This window comes from Pseudoalteromonas simplex, from assembly GCF_015278155.1.
Classification (GTDB): domain Bacteria; phylum Pseudomonadota; class Gammaproteobacteria; order Enterobacterales; family Alteromonadaceae; genus Pseudoalteromonas; species Pseudoalteromonas simplex.
Map to the genome: position 1 here is coordinate 319,995 of NZ_JADILN010000003.1, position 17,754 is coordinate 337,748.

Here is a 17,754-nt window from a genome sequence, read left to right on the forward strand (position 1 = left end):
CGGCCTTTTTTTCTATTCGAGAGATATTCATGGCTTGGATCCAAATTCGCATCAATGCAAACGCAGACAACGCTGAATTAATCAGCGACTTACTCATGGACACTGGCAGTGCCTCAGTCACTTATGTTGATGCCAAAGATACTCCTATTTATGAGCCAAAGCTTGGTACTGTGCAGTTATGGGCTGATACCACAGTGATTGGCCTGTATGACGCAAACCATGATATGGACAGCGTTGTAGCAACATTAAATGCTGAAGCAACACTCGCCGATAAGCTCGTTTATAAAATTGAACAGCTTGAAGATAAAGATTGGGAACGTGAATGGATGGATAACTTCCACCCTATTCAATTTGGTGATCGCTTATGGATCTGTCCAAGTTGGCGCGATATTCCCGACCCTGATGCGGTTAATGTATTGCTCGACCCTGGCCTTGCTTTTGGCACAGGTACCCATGCAACCACTGCGCTTTGTTTAAAGTGGCTAGAAAGCCAAGATTTAACAGGTAAAACCGTGGTCGACTTTGGTTGTGGCTCAGGTATTTTAGGAATTGCGGCGATCAAACTCGGGGCAGAGCGTATGATCGGTATCGATATAGATCCTCAAGCCCTTGAAGCAAGCCGCGATAATGCAAAACGTAATGGCGTTGCAGATAAACTTGAAGTGTATTTACCTGAAGATCAACCAGAGTTTACAGCCGATATTGTGGTTGCAAACATCTTAGCTCAACCACTTCGTGAACTACATGAAGTGATTTTAGGTCTTTTAAAACCGAATGGTAAAATTGCTATGTCAGGAATTTTAGAAGAACAAGCTCAGTCTGTAGCCGATGTTTATGCCCCGTTTTTAGCACTTGATGAAGTGGCTGTTGAAGGTGAATGGACCCGTGTCAGCGGCGTCAAAAAAGCTTAAACAGCACTAGAGCATTTACTCAAACATAATAGGTAAAGCCTATATTTAACAGGCTTTACCTTATTTTTACAGTTAATCGTTTCGCACTTTTTTGCGAGTAAAAAAATTTCTGTTCAAATATCAAACAAATCAACCTACCCGTCAAACTGTTATCAAAAGTCAATACGAAAAGGGCAAAAAAAAGTCACTTTTGTTCAATTTATAGCCTTTGATTTTTGTCAAAAAAACCGTAAACTTAGCGCCCCTTGAAAAGAGGCCAATTGAATAACAGTGCGTATCGGTTCATACCAACTTGAGAACAATGTAATTGTCGCGCCAATGGCAGGCATTACAGACAGACCATTTAGACAACTTTGCCGTCGCTTAGGTGCGGGCCTTGCTGTTTCTGAAATGCTCTCGTCAAACCCGAAAGTATGGAAAACTGAAAAATCGATGAACCGTATGGATCACAGCGGTGAATCGGGAATTCGTTCGGTGCAAATCGCCGGAGCCGATCCTGAGCTTATGGCACAGGCAGCACAATTCAATGTCAGCAATGGTGCACAGATCATAGATATCAATATGGGGTGCCCAGCTAAAAAAGTGAATAAGAAACTCGCAGGCTCTGCCTTATTACAGTTTCCTGAATTAGTACAAGAGATACTCGATGCCGTTGTAAACGCTGTTGATGTCCCTGTCACTTTAAAAATCCGTACTGGATGGGATCAGGATAACCGTAATGGTGTCGAGATTGCGAGAATAGCTGAACGTTATGGCATTGCCTCACTGGCAGTACATGGGCGAACGCGCGCATGTATGTATAAAGGTGAAGCAGAGTACGCCACAATTAGGGATATTAAACGTTCAGTGTCTATCCCTGTCGTTGCCAATGGTGATATTACTTCACCAGAAAAAGCAAAGCAGGTTTTGGATTATACGGGTGCAGATGCCATTATGATTGGTCGAGCCGCCCAAGGTCGCCCTTGGATTTTTAGGGAGATAGACCACTATTTGCGAACTGGAGAACATTTGCCAGCACCTGAAATTGCAGAGGTGCGTAGCATTTTGATGGAGCATTTAGACAATCTTCATCAGTTTTACGGGGAGCCAATGGGAGCGCGTATCGCTCGAAAGCATGTATCTTGGTATTTGCAAACCCATGACAGTGACGGTCAGTTTAGGCGAGTATTTAATGCGTTAGATAACCCACAGGCACAAGTCGACGCATTAGAAGAATACTTTAAAACACTAGCAGCTAACTAAGAAAGAAAGAGACATATAACGATGTTCGAACAAAACGTGACTTCTCCATTTATCACAAACCCTCATGTACAGTCACACGAGAAACCACAGCCGTTGCGTGATGCAGTGAAAAAAGCTGTTCATCACTACTTAAAGCAGCTTAATGGTCAAGACGTACAAGACGTATACGACCTTGTTCTTTCTGAGCTAGAAGCACCATTACTTGAAGAAGTAATGACGTACACGCGTGGTAACCAAACTCGTGCTGCAATCTTACTAGGTATCAACCGTGGTACTTTACGTAAGAAGCTTAAAAAATACGGCATGAACTGATATAAAAGTTTTTAAAGAACTGATATAAAAGTTTTGAAAAAAGCACCTTAGGGTGCTTTTTTTATAGCTGTTAAAAACTATGCAAAATCCTCACGCTTTAAACGTCGTTTTTTAAAGCAGATTCAGTTAAAATACCGCCTTTCTAAGCTAGCTCAAACATTGAGGTAATCAAAACTACAATGGATACACATCGTCCAATTCGTCGCGCACTATTAAGTGTGTCAGATAAAACCGGTATCGTTGAATTTGCTCGCGCTCTTGAAGCACAAGGCGTGGATATTTTATCAACTGGCGGTACTTGCAAATTACTTGCTGATAACGGCATCAAAGTCACTGAAGTATCTGACCATACTGGTCACCCTGAGATCATGGATGGTCGCGTAAAAACACTTCATCCAAAAATTCACGGCGGCATCCTAGCGCGTCGCGGTCAAGATGAAGACGTAATGAGCGAGAATAACATCTCTGCTATCGATATCGTTGTAGTTAACTTATACCCCTTCGCAAACACTGTTGCGAAAGAAGACTGCAGCCTAGAAGATGCGATTGAAAACATTGATATCGGTGGTCCAACTATGGTTCGCGCTGCGGCGAAAAACCATAAAGACGTAACTATCGTAGTTAATGCAAAAGATTACGACCGTGTGATCAGCGAAATGCAAAGCAACAACGGTTCAACAACGTATAAAACACGTTTTGATCTAGCTATTGCTGCTTACGAGCACACAGCTCAGTACGATGGCATGATTGCAAACTACTTTGGCAAGATGGTTCCTGACTACACAGAGGAAGCAGCTGAAGAGACTAAGTTCCCACGTACTATCAACATGCAGTTCACTAAGAAGCAAGATATGCGCTACGGTGAAAACTCACACCAAGACGCTGCTTTTTATGTTGAAAACGACTTAACTGAAGCATCTGTTGCGACGGCAGTTCAACTGCAAGGTAAAGCACTTTCTTACAATAACATTGCTGATACTGACGCAGCATTAGAGTGTGTAAAAGAATTCGACGTACCAGCGTGTGTTATCGTAAAACATGCGAACCCTTGTGGTGTGTCAATTGGTGACAACATTCTTGAAGCTTATGATCGTGCATTCAAAACTGACCCTACATCAGCATTTGGTGGCATCATCGCATTCAATAAAGAACTTGATGCAGACACAGCTGAAGCAATTGTTGCTCGTCAATTCGTTGAAGTTATCATTGCACCTAAAGTATCTGAAGCAGCTGCACAAATCGTATCTGCAAAGCAAAACGTACGTTTATTAGAGTGTGGTGAGTGGTCTGGTAATGCAACAGGTCACGACATCAAGCGTGTTAATGGCGGTATTCTAGTTCAAGACCGCGACCTAGGCATGGTAACGCAAGGCGACCTTAAAGTTGTATCTAAGCGTCAACCAACTGAGCAAGAATTAAAAGATTTATTATTCTGCTGGAAAGTAGCTAAATTCGTTAAGTCTAACGCAATCGTTTATGCACGTGACGGTATGACGATTGGTGTAGGTGCAGGCCAAATGAGCCGTGTTTACTCAGCTAAAATTGCGGGTATCAAAGCCGCTGACGAAAACCTTGAAGTAAAAGGTTCAGTTATGGCATCGGATGCATTCTTCCCATTCCGTGACGGTATTGATGCAGCTGCAGAAGCTGGCATCACCGCTGTTATTCAACCAGGTGGCTCTATGCGCGATGAAGAAGTTATCGCTGCAGCTGACGAAGCTGGTATGGCAATGGTATTTACAGGTATGCGCCATTTCCGCCACTAATCACATAAAGGGTTAAGCAAATAGCTTAACCCTTTTTGTTTGCCACAAATTCACGTATTCTGATTAATAATAATTACCCATATAATGAAGGAATAGATGATGAAATTTGCCGTAAAAACGTTACTTGTTGCCAGCCTTGCACTGACATCAGCACAGGCTCTAAGCCATGGCCATGAATCAGCGCTTACACAAGCCGTGCAATCAAGTGAACGTGATGCTAAAAATAGCGCACGTGATAAATATCGCCATCCAGTTGAGACACTTGAGTTCTTTGGCTTTAAGCCAAACATGACCGTTGTTGAAATTGCGCCGGGCGGTGGTTGGTACAGCGAAATCCTTGCGCCAGCTGTAAAAGGCCATGGTGTTTACTACGCGGCACATTTCCCTGCTGATTCTGAGGTGGGTTATTACCAACGTTCATTAGCTGGTTTTAAGAAAAAGATGAGCGATGACGCACGCTTCAGTGAAGTTAAACTAACTGAGTTTGCGCCAGTGACGCATCTTGATATTGCACCAGCGGGTGGCGCAGATCTTGTCTTAACATTTAGAAATGTACACAACTGGTACATGGGTAAAGATAAAGAAGGCGCGTTAAGTGCGTTTAAAGCATTTTATAAAGCACTTAAACCAGGCGGCACTTTAGGTGTGGTTGAACACCGTCTACCTGAAGCGCGCAGCGATGAAGATCAGAAATCATCAGGTTATATGAAGCAAAGCTATGTAGTTGATATTGCAAAGCAAGCTGGCTTTGAACTGGTGGCAAGCAGTGACATTAATGCAAACCCACTTGATACAGCAGATCATCCTAAAGGGGTGTGGACACTACCTCCAAGCCTTCGTTTAGGCGAGCAAGATGCCGCGAAGTATAAAGCGATTGGTGAGAGTGATCGTATGACGCTGAAGTTTAAAAAACCGCTATAAATAGGATTATACGCCATGAATGTACTTGTCATCGGCAGTGGCGGCCGCGAACACGCTCTTGCGTTTAAGGCTGCACAAAATACTAAAGTAAACACCGTTTTCGTAGCTCCTGGTAACGCAGGTACTGCACTAGAGCCAAAACTTGAAAACGTTGCTATCAACGTTGAAGACCTAGCAGGTTTAGTTACTTTTGCTAAAGAAAACAACGTTGAGTTAACTATTGTTGGTCCAGAAGTACCGCTTGTTTTAGGTGTAGTTGATACATTCCGTGAAAACGGTCTAGCTATCTTTGGCCCAACAGCAGGTGCTGCACAGCTAGAAGGCTCTAAGTCATTCACTAAAGACTTCTTAGCACGTCACGATATTCCAACAGCTGATTACCAAACGTTTGAGCAAATCGACCCAGCACTGGCTTACCTAAAAGAAAAAGGTGCGCCAATTGTAGTTAAAGCTGACGGCTTAGCAGCAGGTAAAGGCGTTATCGTTGCGATGACAGAGCTTGAAGCTGAAGAAGCTATCCGCGATATGCTTGCAGGCAACAGCTTTGGTGAAGCGGGAAGCCGTGTAGTTATCGAAGAGTTCTTAGAAGGTGAAGAAGCTTCTTTCATCGTGATGGTTGATGGCAAAAACGTACTGCCATTTGCAACTAGCCAAGACCACAAACGCGCTTACAACGGTGACCAAGGTCCAAACACTGGTGGCATGGGTGCATACTCACCTGCTCCAGTGGTGACTGATGAAATTCACCAACGTATTATGAACGAAGTGATCAATCCAACAGTTGAAGGTATGGCAAAAGAAGGCCACCCTTACACTGGTTTCTTATACGCTGGTTTAATGATCACCGCTGATGGTACGCCAAAAGTAATCGAATACAACTGTCGTTTTGGCGACCCTGAAACACAACCTATGATGCTTCGTCTTAAGTCTGACCTTGTTGAACTTATCGAAGCGGCTAACCGTGAAGAACTAGATAAAACAGCAATCGAGTTCGACCCACGTGCAGCAGTCGGTGTTGTATTAGCAGCTAAAGGCTACCCAGATAGCTACCCGAAAGGTGACACTATCAATGGCTTGCAAGTTACTTACCCTGAAGGTGAGAAAGTATTCCACGCAGGGACTAAGCAAGACAGCGACAACGTAGTAACAGCTGGCGGTCGTGTACTGTGTGCTACGGCACTTGGCAACACTGTAACTGAAGCGCAGCAACGTGCTTATAAACTAGTTGATCAAATCAGCTGGGAAGGCATGGAATATCGTACTGATATCGCCTATCGTGCAATTGCTCGCGAACAGAATTAAGGTCAAACCAGTCTAATTCTGAAAAAGCGCAGTTTATCTGCGCTTTTTTAATGCTACACTATGAGAATATTTACCTAGATAAAGAACTAATTTTGAATAATAAAGCACTGAAATATAACTTTGTTTCATTTCTTATTCTGACAATTTTGTTTTTTATCATTGCTACCCTAGCTGTACATTTAGCCAGCCCTACCCGCTACACCATAGATAAAACAGCCCCCATCTACAGTAATACGGCGTATCGAATAGATAGCAGTAAAGCGCTAACACTCGAGCAGTTTTTAGCTGAGCCAGACAAGCTTAAACATCGCCCTTTTAAAGATGTTGAATGGGATTTAGCAGCGCAAGATTATTGGTTAAAGCTTGATTTAGAAAACCGTCAAGCTAAGCCTGTGGAGCTGGCGATTCACTTTGACAACCCTATGGTTGATTACCTTAGCGTTTATCATGTTGATGATACAGGGCAGCTTATAGATACAACCGAGCTAGGTGATAAAGTCTCTGGCCTTAGTTTGTTTCAATACAGTACACCGCACAGCATGCTCACCATGCAGGGCTATGAACAAACATCCCTCATTATAAAAATAGATACGGTTGGGATTAGCAAAACACCTATTAATATTTATGGTGAAAAAGAGTTTCAAGACCTACTACGTTCGCAATCAGGAATTTGGGGGATCTTCATTGGTGTGCTGATCATGGCAGCTCTGTATAACTTGGTATTATTTTTAGGGATCCGTGACCGCGTCTATCTTATTTATATAGGCTACATCATCTCAGCACTACTACTTATGGGCTCAGTGCTAGGCTTTGGTTTTTATTTATGGCCGTTATCGTGGCAAATCTTTTTTAATGAGCAAGTGGTCTTCAGTAACTACGCGATTGCATTTTTCACCGTCGCCTTTTGCACCATGTTCTTACGCTACCATAAAGACAATTGCCGCTTATACAAACTCAGTATCAGCTTTTTAGCCTTGCTGTTCAGCCTCGGTTTGCTCAGCTTTTTTATGTTGGAATACCATTCCTCGAAAATCTTTTTTGCCATCATGGTGCCGTTATACATTTTATGTATTTGCATGATTTACAAAAAGTTGGTGAGTGGTTTTCGGTGGGCAAAGTTTTACGTCATGTCGTGGGTGCCACTGATTGTAGGCGCTGCCATTCAGCCGTTAGAACTAACGGGCTTTATTCCCTACAGTTTTGCTGTTAGGCACATATTTTTAGTCGCCATTCTCTGTGAGATTGTGCTTATGGCAATGGCGCTGGCAGACCGTGTTCGTTATCAACGTGAAAAAGCGCTGTATCATGCAACCCATACGCAACAAACTGAGCTACTCAACCAAGCAATGCTCAAACAAGCCTATATGGCGATTACCTCGGAGCAAAGACTAGCTAACCTTTGTTTAGTGAAAATAGAGCAATTCAATGCCCTTATGAGCATTCTAAAGCCAAGCCAAAGCAGCCAAATAATTATCACTGTTGCCCAATCGCTAGAGCATCAAATTAATAAAAATAGGCAATTTATTAATTTAGAATCAGCGTTAGATAACAGTCCAAAAGTGGCTGACTTAGGCAATGGTGTACTGGCTTTTATTTCGACCAAAATTCAATCGAAAGCAGAAATCTATCAAGAACTTAGCAATATATGCAAGCAGCTACCTAAGCAATATAAAGTGGCAGGCTTAGACCTTCAGCTTTATTACCGCTATAGCATTACTGAACCGGTGAGTGATGATGGCTTTGATATTTGGCTGCAACGTGGCTACTTAGGTTTATCGCAAAAACATCAAAATATAGACTTTAGTAAAGCTCATATTGATATGGATGTGAGCCTTGCTGCTGAGTTACAACAAGCAATGCGAAGTAATACCTTAGCTATTTACTTACAACCCATTATTAGTTTACGCAGCGGTGCTATTTCTGGTGCAGAGGCATTATTACGCTGGCCAACAGCAGGTAAACATCTTGATATTGAGCAACTCATTTTATTGGCTGAGCGCACTGGTTTAATTAACGAATTGAGCTTATGGGTGATTGATCAGGCTTGCCTAGCCGCTGCAAAGCTTAATCGACAAGGCTATCGCGACCATACCATTAGCGTTAATTTAAGTGCTAAGAATCTCGCGATCCCTAAGCTGGTCGAAAAAGTCGAAAACACCATTCTAAAACATGGCATTACTGCGGATCAGTTAAAGTTTGAATTAACTGAGTTTGCGCTTATAAAGAACCATGATGAAATGGTCAGCTTTATCAGCGAACTCAATAAACTCGGTAGCAAGGTGGTACTCGATGATTTTGGTACTGGTTACTCGTCGTTAAACTACTTAGTAAATTATTCTTTTAGTACGATTAAAGTCGATAAGAGCTTTATTCTAGATTTAGTGAATAACACTACCAACCAAGTGGTGGTAAAAACGGCCATTGATATGGCCCATAACCTTGATATGAATATCACCATCGAAGGCATTGAAGACCAAGAAACAGAAAAAATGCTGATCAAGATGGGCGCAGATCAAGGGCAAGGCTATTATTACAGCAAAGCGGTGCCGATTAATGAGTATCTAAGCTTTATTGCCTCACAATTTAAATAGGCCGTGTTACACTGCCCTTTTTTAACATCTTTAGGGGCCATGTAAAGATGCAAGGTACGATCAGAAAATTAAAGTCGACACTGACCTCTCCTGTCGAATATCAATTACCTATCGGTGATGAGCTAGTTTCATTAAATGACTATATTGGTAAGCCGCTCACGCTGACTTTCACCGGCAATATTTTTTGCTGTAACTGTGGTAAGAAAACCAAGAAAAGCTACTCTCAAGGCCACTGTTTTGTGTGTATGCGCAAACTGGCTAGCTGTGACATGTGTATCATGAAACCTGAAACGTGTCACTTTGATAAGGGCACCTGTCGTGAGCCACAGTGGGGTGAAGAAAACTGCATGATCCCGCACTACGTATATTTAGCCAACACTTCAGGCCTAAAAGTAGGTATTACCCGCCATACTCAAATTCCTACACGCTGGATTGACCAAGGTGCGACGCAAGCTTTACCTATCTTCAAAGTACAAACCCGCCTTCAATCGGGTTTAGTTGAGGTTGCTTTAGCCGAGTTTATTGCTGATAAAACCAATTGGCGAAACATGCTAAAAGGCCAATCTGAAGCGATTGATTTAAAAGCTGCGGCAGCAGAGTTGATCCCACAAATTGATGCTAAGCTGAGTGAACTTGCAGAGCTATTTGGCGCAACAGCCATTGAAAAGCTCGATGAAGAGGTGGTCGAGCTAGACTACCCAGTAAGTGAATACCCAAGCAAGATCAGCTCTTTCAATTTTGATAAAGCACCAGAAGTATCGGGTATTTTAAAAGGCATTAAAGGCCAGTACTTAATTTTTGATACTGGCGTCATTAATATTCGTAAATTCACTTCTTACGAAATTAGCCTAGCTTAGGCTCTTTTTTCGGTATTGAGATAAAAGTCATACCATTGTTGCTTCGCTATTGGGCGGCAAAAGTAATAGCCTTGAATGGTATCGCAGTTAAGTGAACGTAAGTAATTTAACTGCTCTACCTTCTCTACCCCTTCCGCGACAACATGAATACTCAAGCTTTTCGCCAGGCTAATAATCGCCGTGACAATTTCACTATTACCGTATTCATCTGGCACTTTTGCGATAAAGCTGGCATCAATTTTTAACGTATCAATTGGCAGTTTGGTTAAGTAGCTTAAAGCCGAATAGCCCGTGCCAAAGTCATCTAACGTTATATGCACGCCTAACTTTTTAAGCGCGAGTAACTCTTGCTTAGCCTCACTAAAGTGGCTGATAAAACAGCTTTCAGTAAGCTCTACTTCAAGCTTGTGTGGGTCTACATCGTAACGCTCGAGTAAGCGCTCAACATTCGATGCTAACTGCCCCTGACGCAAGTGATTAGCCGAAATATTAATTGCTAAGCGCCCTGCTTCAATGCCTTGTTGATGCCATTTTTCTAACTCTTTACAAGCTTGCTCGATGACCCATAAATCAAGTTTCACAATTAGGCCAAGCTCTTCAGCAAGAGGAATAAATTTACCGGGTGATATCACCCCAAGATTTGGCTCATGCCAACGTAAGAGCGCCTCTACCCCTAAAATTTTGCCAGAATTTAACTGCTGCTTAGGCTGGAAATAAAGCTCAAACTCATCGCTTTCGATGGCGTTTTGTAATCGGCTCATCATAGCCAATCGCTCTAAAGAACGTGCATTCATCGCAGGTTTGAATAATTGAAATGAATTACGCCCCACTTCTTTAGCACGGTACATAGCAATATCGGCATGCTTGAGCAACGTAGCGCTATCTACGCCATCATCAGGGAAAACTGCAGCGCCAATTGAGGCTGTAATTGCAACCACATGCTCGTTAATAGCAAGCGGCATACTGACTTGCTGTAATACTTGTTCTGCAAAGTTGAGCAGTGTTTCAACCCGATTTACTTCACATAACAGGACAAACTCATCGCCACCTAAGCGTGCAAGGGTATCCCCTTCAGGAAGAATTGATAAAATACGCTCTGCCACTTGCTGTAATAAGTTATCGCCAGCGTCATGCCCTAAACTGTCGTTCACCTCTTTAAAGCGGTCTAAGTCAATAAACATCACTGCTAATAGATCATGGTTTCGTTTGGCGCTGCTAAGAGCTATTGAGAGTCGGTCATGAAATAAGCGCCGATTAGGCAAGCCTGTCAGTTCATCGTAATAGGCGAGCTGGGCAATTTTTTCTTCTGCACGCTTGCGCTCTGTAATGTCGCTAAAAATTGCCGCATAAAGTACTTCATCAAAGTTAGGATCTTTAATCTGGATAATGGTGAGCCACTCAACAAACTCTTCACCATCTTTTTTGCAATTGCAGATCTCCCCCTGCCAGACCCCTTCGTATTCAATGGCATGCCACATCTTTTGATAAAACGAACGGCTATGTTTTGTAGAACTTAAAATATTAGGGCGCTTTCCAATTACTTCATGCTCAGCAAAGCCGGTCAATTTAGTAAAAGCAGGGTTAACTTGAATAATCGTGCCGTCTTTACGGGTTAGCATTATGCCATCGAGTGAGGCATCAATAATTTTATTTGCCAAAAACAAGTTACGTTGTGACTTTTGCAAAGCAATATCACGCTGCTCAATTGCCCGCTCAAGCTCGCAGCAATAAGCTGACTCGATCTCAGTGATCAAATCAGCAAATGAAATCACCCCGCAAATTTCATCATCTCTGACCACCAAATGACGCACATTACGATCTGTCATAGTGCGATACGCATCAAATAAACTGCTTTCACAATCAATTTCAATGAGCGGATAGCTGGCATATTGCCAACAAGGATTTAGCCACTCGGTTTGAATGATCAGCTCAACAATATCACGCTGAGTAATAATACCGTGCAGTTCAAGCTCTCGGTTATAAACCAGTACACTATCAAGGCGGCCTGCACGCATCAGCTGCACAACCTCTTCTATTGGAGTTTGCGCATCAACTATCTCTAAGTCAGTGCGATACTGCTCATGAATAGGCCGAAATTGTAGGTAGTGGTCCAAACCTTGGTTATGCACAATATCAGATAAGTTCAACATACCTGCAGGCTGATTCTCGCTATCCATCACCAATAAATGACGAATACCATGCTGTTGAAAACGCAGGGTTGCATCACTGACTGAGCATTGATTCGGCACTGTAATAACAGGCGCAGACATGACCTCGTGAATGGCTAGGTTTTTATAAAGCGGGCTGCTGATGTCAATTTTCAAACAATCAGCTTCCGTCCAAATCCCAACCACGGATTGCTCATGCTTGATAAAAATCGCCGTCACATTGTGAACATGCATCAACCTCACCGCATCGACCAAAGGCGTATGCGCAGGACACGATACCAACTTTTGCGAAAAGACATCACTGACCTTTTGATGTCGTCTTGGTTGATTCATAAGTCGACTTTCCTAGTTCTTACATGAATTGGCAATTATAATCATTTCAACCTTGGCAACTTTGACACAGGACAATAAATGCACTCATCATTTCCTAAGATTATTTTTTCAGACCATGAATTAGCATTAGTAGAAGATGAAGCCGATATAGAAAGCTTTGTATATGGTTTGAGTGAAGAGCAGCAAGAAACTATCTTGCTTTTAACAACAGGGCAGTATGTCAACTTGCAGGGAGAAAGCGTGAAAGCGTTAACTGACGTTGAACTTGCGAATAGAGTGACAGAATATCTAGCACAAGAAGGAGTGTGCTGCTTAAGTAAGGTTACTCGGCTTACACCACCGCAAGCCTTTGCGATGCTGGTAGATTAAGGGGCATCCACCAGCGCTTTAATGTGCGCAACGGCACTGCGACCAAGGGCTGATAAAGCATAGCCCCCTTCAAGATAAGAGATAATCCCTTTGCAACCTTGCTGCTGACAAAATTCAGCTAATTGCGTGGTTAGCCATGCGTAATCATCTTCAACAAACTTCAGGCTTGCCATGTCATCTTCAAGGTGAGCATCAAACCCGGCACTAATAAACAATAGTTCAGGTTTAAATTCATTGAGTTTTGGTAGCCACTGCTCAAGGTAAACAGCTTTTAAGTCATTACCATCACTGGCAATTGGCAGCGGTGAGTTCACTAACGTCGCGTTATTTTCAACGGCGGTATTTGGGTAAAACGGGTGTTGAAACAAAGAGCAAAACAACACAGTGTCATCATCTAAAAATATATCTTGTGTGCCGTTGCCATGGTGTACATCAAAGTCCAAAATAGCGATGCGTTTTACACCTTTGCTTTGCGCGTACTTCACGGCAATGGCTAGGTTATTAAAAACGCAAAATCCTGCAGAGGTGCTGCGGTTTGCATGATGCCCAGGTGGTCTAACAGAACAAAACGCGGCATCCAGCTTATCAGCAAGGATTTCATCAACGGCGAGTAATCCAGCACCAACGGCTCGTTCAATCGCTTTCATTGAATCTGGGCACAACCAAGTGTCGCCGTCTAATTCAGCAAGTCCTTCATCTGGAATTGTTTGCTCTACATGGCTTACCAAAGGTTCATCATGAGCACGTAAAAAGTCGTCGCGGCTGGCTTTAGGAGCTTGTAAGTGAGTAATTGCTATATCAACACCACTTGCTAGCAAGCGGTCGGTGATCACATCTAAACGCGCAGGGCATTCGGGGTGATCCTCAATCATTTTATGTTTACGACAAAATGGATGTGAGATAACTGCCGTTCTCATAATACGCTCCTTGAATTATTTTCCCCCAGTATAACAAAGCCACCTAATGGTGGCTTTGCGACTTTGGTTTACTTTTTAGCGCGTAAATCTAAATTCCTAAAGTCAAAACTAAAGTCTGTCACCGCCGTTGAGACAGCGCGCATTTTTGCACTACTCACTCGGTTATCAGGGCTCATTTGAAACTCAATGTAAGCATCTGCTTCGAGTAACTTTTCATCCCACTTCACAATAAACGTATTGCCGGTGTAATGCTCCAGCTGACCTTTCAAACGCTTTGTATGTGTAAAATCAATACGTAGCTGCTCATTTAACTCCTCGATTACCACATCACCATACCAGTTATCGTGCAGCGTGCCTGTGTAGTTGATGTTTGGTAGTTTCGCTTGATAATCAGCAGGTGTTTCTGGTTTTGCGTTTGCGTAAGCTTCTTTTTTACCTTCAAAGTGCTTTTTAGCAAGGTCTTCAACCCAGTCTTTATCTTCAAGATCTAATGCATCTTCTAATACTTCGTAAGTCACCGCAGAAAGCGCGCTGAATGCTTGCTGGTTACTCAAAATAACAATACCGAGGTTTTTCTCTGGTAATAATGTCACTTGAGACACCATGCCTAAGATACCACCACCATGGCCTAGCTTTTTAATGCCGTGGAAATCTTCAATGCTCCAGCCTAAACCATAACCTCTAAATTGTTGGTGGTAAGCTTCATAAGCACTTTTTGATGCCATTGACGTAATGTGCGGGTGCCACATTTGTTGCTGCTGCTTTTCTGTAAATAACTGCTGGCCATTTGGCATTTTGCCATGAGCAAGCTGCGTGCGTAGCCATTGGCTCATATCGCTTACGCTTGATGCAATCGCACCAGCGCCACGAAAATCTTCAAGGTAGTTCACAAAAAATGGATGTAGTTGGCCATCCATTGGAATATGACCCGTCGCCCAGTTTTTATTGCTACTAGGAATGCGTGAAAAACCTGCACGTGAGTTTTTCATATCAAGTGGCTGAAGAATATTCTTCTCGATGTAATCATTCCAGCTCATGCCTGAAACACGGGCTACTACCTCACCGGCTGTTACAAACATTAAGTTGTTATAGGCGTATTTACTACGGAAGCTACTCGCTGGTTTTAAGTATTTAAGACCTGCGATAATTTCATCAATCGATTTGTCAGTATCTGGCCAAATCATTAAATCGCCTTGCCCTAAACCTAAACCGCTACGGTGGCTTAATAAATCGCGAATGGTCATTTCACGTGTTACGTAAGGGTCATACAGACGAAACTCAGGAAGATGATCAATTACTTTGTCATCCCAGCTAAGCTTACCTTCATCAATTAATTTAGCTAACGCTGCTGCGGTAAATGCTTTGGTGTTTGACGCGATACCGAATAAGGTGTCTTTATTTACTTTTTTACCGGTATCAAGGTGAGATACACCAAAACCTTTTGCTAACACGACCTGGTCATTTTCAACAATCGCTACAGCCATACCCGGTACGTCAAAACGTGCCATTGACGTTTCGATTACTTTTTCAATTTTTTTAGTATCAATATCGGCATAACTGTAAAACGAACAGCTCGATAACAGCGCCGCTGCAACGGCTAATTTACGAAATATCATAATATCCCTTGGTGATTTTTATTGTTGTGAATAGCGAACTCTTTCGCTGCTCGGGTTTTATCTGGATCATCGCAACTTGGCCTTGCGAGTATTGCTTCACTGTAATGATTTGGTACACCTGCTTCAAGCGCTCCGCGATGAACATGCTGAAGATACCAGTCGAATGGCAGTAAAGACTCATCCAAGGTGTTAGCGATATAACAATGGGCAGCAAGTTGCTCGCCATCTAGTAGTTCAACAGTGATATCTACACAGTCATAACGCGGCCCTTCGATATCATCAAGAATCGACTTTTCAGCTTCGTTTAACTGATACACAACACCATATACCAAGGCATCTGCCTGATCTGTTTTACGCACGCTACACTTTGCAGAGCCGTCGGTACTTACCATATCAAACGTCAACTCATAGCCCTTTAAAGTAGCTGTGCCTACCCGCTTTGCTTCAGGTAACCTTGCCAGCAATCTGCTCGATGACATATTTGAACCAAATGAAAAGTTATATAGCGCCATACTTACCTCACACAACAACGCGAATAGCTAAGGCAATTAAGATCACACCAATGCCTCTATCAAACCAGTATCCGCTTTTTAAGAAAAATGCTCGCACTGATGCTTTTGATAACACCAATGATAAAAATGAAAACCACAGCCAAGTCGCCATTGCCATATACACGCCATAACCAGCCTGCACTACAACAGGTGTTTCAGGGCTTATTACAAGAGTAAACAACGACATAAAAAACAGTGTTGCTTTGGGATTAAGGGCATTGGTAAAAAAGCCGCGTCGAAATGCTTTATACACAGATTCAGGCTCAGCAGGAGAAAGGGTTTGCTGTTCACTATCGCTAGGTTTTGCGCTTCGTAAAGCTTGCACACCCAAGTATGCCAAATAAGCCCCTGCAAGGTATTTTAAAGCCATGAATAAGCTAGGTGACTGGGATAAAATTAATGCCACACCTAATACACAATAAGCAATATGCAGCAAAATAGCCGCACCAACCCCTGCACTGGTCCAAAGCGCATTTTTACGACCTTGTTGAATACTTTGCTTTAGTACAATTGCAAAGTCAGGGCCTGGGCTTGCTACCGCAAAAAAGTGAGCAATGGCTATCAATAAAAACTCATCTAAATACTGCACTCAATATTACCCTACTGCTTGTTCATCTAATGCTAATAACAACGGATTTGCACTGTCACTCACCAATGCTTTAATTTGCTTTTGCGCTTTTTTATATTGGCTGCGTAAATGGGGCTTTAAAAACTTCTTCGACTGATTATCCCCTTTAAAATGCGTAACCAGCGCATGCATAAATAGCGTTTGTGGCTCAGTCAACGCCGCTTGGCGATTAGCATAAGGGTTATAACCGCAGCCGCAGCCTCCTTTAAATTGATACACCGTATTACTCATCATCACCCCAAAGCCTAAATAGCATGCCAACGCATCGCTCGCTTGCGGTAAGTACTCTTTACCACCGGGCGGTAATACACCTACATGGTGAATCAAAATGGTTGCTAAGGTACCAGCAAAACTTGCCACTAAATCTTGCGGTTGATTGATTTGGTTCGGGTTAAACGAGATATTCACCGGATGATTTGCCGGCACAATTAAACTCGCCTCGCTACCGCGTAAATTGTCTTGAAATTCAAAATGCGGAAACACCTGAGGTGTAAGCCCAGATGGCGCAACTAAGTTAATTGGCCACGCCTGCATCCCCGCATAATCAACAACTCGGCTAAATACTTTTTCAGCCATTTCACTGACGCTCGATACCCTATCCGGAAAGAACTGCCCGTTAGGTAAAATGATTTGTGTGTGTTTTAAAAAATATTCACTATCAAAGTGTTCAACAGCCCATAAAAAGGTATCGATTAACCACTGCTGCTCTTGCTCATCAACAAGTGGGGCTGACTTAAATAACGCTAACATAAATTACTCTTGTGATTGTGCCCACTGCCATGCATCCGTATTGTAAAGAGGCACGGTTGATAAAGCATGATGATGGCTGCCGCTCGACTCTTTCGTTGAATAAGACAAATATAATAAAGTGCGTGTTGGCGCATCATAAATACGACGCACTTTTAACGACTTAAACAAAATACTTTTCGATGACTTAAACACCACTTCGCCCGATTTACTGCGGTCAATTTGTTGTAATTGTTCAGCGGTTATAGGTCCTGTTTGACGACAAGCAATAGACATATCAGATGGATCAGCAAAATCAAGATTCGCTTCAATATGGCTAATATGGCAAGTAACACCGCTTATAAGCGGGTCTTGTTGTGATACCACTTTAATATCTTTGGTAGTGAATAGCCCCAAACTCACCGAAGCTGCATCATCCGAGCAACCGCTCAACAAAATCAGTGGCGCAGTAAGTGCAGCTAATTTTAGTAACTTCATCCTAGTGTTCCTTATTAAAAAGCGATAGTTGTCCGTTTACAACGAT

Annotated in this window: 16 protein-coding genes; 9 read left to right on the forward strand and 7 right to left on the reverse strand. The window is 42.7% G+C overall.

What is annotated here, in order from left to right; genetic code table 11:
• Nucleotides 1-29: 29 nt before the first annotated feature.
• From prmA to IRQ78_RS08995, 8 genes are all read left to right on the forward strand, one after another.
• On the forward strand, nucleotides 30-911 hold the full coding sequence (gene prmA, locus IRQ78_RS08960) for a 50S ribosomal protein L11 methyltransferase (RefSeq protein WP_138619134.1): 882 nt from the start codon (nucleotides 30-32) through the stop codon (nucleotides 909-911).
• Nucleotides 912-1,181: 270 nt separating this feature from the next.
• Nucleotides 1,182-2,153 (forward strand): tRNA dihydrouridine synthase DusB, encoded by a 972-nt coding sequence (gene dusB / locus IRQ78_RS08965; protein ID WP_054551040.1) that lies wholly within the window; start codon nucleotides 1,182-1,184, stop codon nucleotides 2,151-2,153.
• Nucleotides 2,154-2,174: 21 nt separating this feature from the next.
• Nucleotides 2,175-2,465, forward strand: coding sequence for a DNA-binding transcriptional regulator Fis (fis, locus tag IRQ78_RS08970; protein ID WP_002957804.1), 291 nt, complete (start codon nucleotides 2,175-2,177; stop codon nucleotides 2,463-2,465).
• 179 nt (nucleotides 2,466-2,644) lie between these two features.
• The gene (gene purH, locus IRQ78_RS08975; protein WP_138619132.1) at nucleotides 2,645-4,231 is read left to right on the forward strand and encodes a bifunctional phosphoribosylaminoimidazolecarboxamide formyltransferase/IMP cyclohydrolase; all 1,587 of its coding nucleotides are present in this window, start codon (nucleotides 2,645-2,647) and stop codon (nucleotides 4,229-4,231) included.
• 99 nt (nucleotides 4,232-4,330) lie between these two features.
• Nucleotides 4,331-5,152 (forward strand): class I SAM-dependent methyltransferase, encoded by an 822-nt coding sequence (locus IRQ78_RS08980; RefSeq protein WP_194441829.1) that lies wholly within the window; start codon nucleotides 4,331-4,333, stop codon nucleotides 5,150-5,152.
• Nucleotides 5,153-5,167: 15 nt separating this feature from the next.
• Complete coding sequence (purD, locus tag IRQ78_RS08985; RefSeq protein WP_194441830.1) at nucleotides 5,168-6,454, forward strand: phosphoribosylamine--glycine ligase; 1,287 nt, start codon at nucleotides 5,168-5,170, stop codon at nucleotides 6,452-6,454.
• Between the two features lie 92 nt (nucleotides 6,455-6,546).
• Nucleotides 6,547-9,045: an EAL domain-containing protein gene (locus tag IRQ78_RS08990; protein ID WP_194441831.1), complete on the forward strand. Its 2,499-nt coding sequence runs from the start codon at nucleotides 6,547-6,549 to the stop codon at nucleotides 9,043-9,045.
• Between the two features lie 47 nt (nucleotides 9,046-9,092).
• A complete protein-coding gene (locus IRQ78_RS08995; protein WP_188728008.1) occupies nucleotides 9,093-9,902 on the forward strand; it encodes a DUF2797 domain-containing protein in 810 nt (269 codons plus the stop codon).
• Here the strand turns inward: IRQ78_RS08995 and IRQ78_RS09000 are convergent.
• Complete coding sequence (locus IRQ78_RS09000) at nucleotides 9,899-12,403, reverse strand: EAL domain-containing protein (protein ID WP_194441832.1); 2,505 nt, start codon at nucleotides 12,401-12,403, stop codon at nucleotides 9,899-9,901. The genes IRQ78_RS08995 and IRQ78_RS09000 overlap by 4 nt on opposite strands.
• A 78-nt stretch (nucleotides 12,404-12,481) precedes the next feature.
• Here IRQ78_RS09000 and IRQ78_RS09005 point away from each other — a divergent pair, with 78 nt between their 5' ends.
• A complete protein-coding gene (locus tag IRQ78_RS09005; protein ID WP_194441833.1) occupies nucleotides 12,482-12,772 on the forward strand; it encodes a hypothetical protein in 291 nt (96 codons plus the stop codon).
• On the opposite strand, the gene IRQ78_RS09010 is transcribed toward IRQ78_RS09005, so the two are convergent.
• The 6 genes from IRQ78_RS09010 to IRQ78_RS09035 all read right to left on the reverse strand — a co-directional run bounded on the left by IRQ78_RS09010 (nucleotide 12,769) and on the right by IRQ78_RS09035 (nucleotide 17,708).
• Nucleotides 12,769-13,689 carry a histone deacetylase family protein gene (locus IRQ78_RS09010; protein ID WP_138601705.1) on the reverse strand — a complete coding sequence of 307 codons (921 nt, stop codon included), beginning with the start codon at nucleotides 13,687-13,689 and terminating at the stop codon, nucleotides 12,769-12,771. The genes IRQ78_RS09005 and IRQ78_RS09010 overlap by 4 nt on opposite strands.
• A gap of 68 nt (nucleotides 13,690-13,757) precedes the next feature.
• Nucleotides 13,758-15,305 carry a serine hydrolase gene (locus IRQ78_RS09015; RefSeq protein WP_194441834.1) on the reverse strand — a complete coding sequence of 516 codons (1,548 nt, stop codon included), beginning with the start codon at nucleotides 15,303-15,305 and terminating at the stop codon, nucleotides 13,758-13,760.
• A complete protein-coding gene (locus tag IRQ78_RS09020) occupies nucleotides 15,302-15,817 on the reverse strand; it encodes a gamma-glutamylcyclotransferase family protein (RefSeq protein ID WP_175082464.1) in 516 nt (171 codons plus the stop codon). The genes IRQ78_RS09015 and IRQ78_RS09020 overlap by 4 nt, the downstream gene beginning before the upstream one ends.
• 7 nt (nucleotides 15,818-15,824) lie before the next feature.
• On the reverse strand, nucleotides 15,825-16,445 hold the full coding sequence (locus tag IRQ78_RS09025) for a LysE family translocator (RefSeq protein ID WP_194441835.1): 621 nt from the start codon (nucleotides 16,443-16,445) through the stop codon (nucleotides 15,825-15,827).
• 6 nt (nucleotides 16,446-16,451) lie between these two features.
• A complete protein-coding gene (locus IRQ78_RS09030) occupies nucleotides 16,452-17,234 on the reverse strand; it encodes a hypothetical protein (RefSeq protein ID WP_054551028.1) in 783 nt (260 codons plus the stop codon).
• A 3-nt stretch (nucleotides 17,235-17,237) separates the two neighbouring features.
• Entirely contained in the window at nucleotides 17,238-17,708 is a 471-nt protein-coding gene (locus IRQ78_RS09035; protein ID WP_054551027.1) for a CreA family protein, read from the reverse strand.
• Between the last annotated feature and the right edge of the window lie 46 nt (nucleotides 17,709-17,754).

Coding starts and splice junctions, on each gene's coding strand:
- IRQ78_RS09010 (WP_138601705.1), bottom strand. CDS start 13,689: ATGAGAACGGCAGTTATCTCACATCCATTTTGTCGTAAACATAAAATG.
- purH (WP_138619132.1), top strand. CDS start 2,645: ATGGATACACATCGTCCAATTCGTCGCGCACTATTAAGTGTGTCAGAT.
- prmA (WP_138619134.1), top strand. CDS start 30: ATGGCTTGGATCCAAATTCGCATCAATGCAAACGCAGACAACGCTGAA.
- fis (WP_002957804.1), top strand. CDS start 2,175: ATGTTCGAACAAAACGTGACTTCTCCATTTATCACAAACCCTCATGTA.
- IRQ78_RS08995 (WP_188728008.1), top strand. CDS start 9,093: ATGCAAGGTACGATCAGAAAATTAAAGTCGACACTGACCTCTCCTGTC.
- IRQ78_RS09020 (WP_175082464.1), bottom strand. CDS start 15,817: ATGGCGCTATATAACTTTTCATTTGGTTCAAATATGTCATCGAGCAGA.
- IRQ78_RS09035 (WP_054551027.1), bottom strand. CDS start 17,708: ATGAAGTTACTAAAATTAGCTGCACTTACTGCGCCACTGATTTTGTTG.
- IRQ78_RS09030 (WP_054551028.1), bottom strand. CDS start 17,234: ATGTTAGCGTTATTTAAGTCAGCCCCACTTGTTGATGAGCAAGAGCAG.
- purD (WP_194441830.1), top strand. CDS start 5,168: ATGAATGTACTTGTCATCGGCAGTGGCGGCCGCGAACACGCTCTTGCG.
- IRQ78_RS08980 (WP_194441829.1), top strand. CDS start 4,331: ATGAAATTTGCCGTAAAAACGTTACTTGTTGCCAGCCTTGCACTGACA.
- IRQ78_RS09015 (WP_194441834.1), bottom strand. CDS start 15,305: ATGATATTTCGTAAATTAGCCGTTGCAGCGGCGCTGTTATCGAGCTGT.
- IRQ78_RS09000 (WP_194441832.1), bottom strand. CDS start 12,403: ATGAATCAACCAAGACGACATCAAAAGGTCAGTGATGTCTTTTCGCAA.
- IRQ78_RS09005 (WP_194441833.1), top strand. CDS start 12,482: ATGCACTCATCATTTCCTAAGATTATTTTTTCAGACCATGAATTAGCA.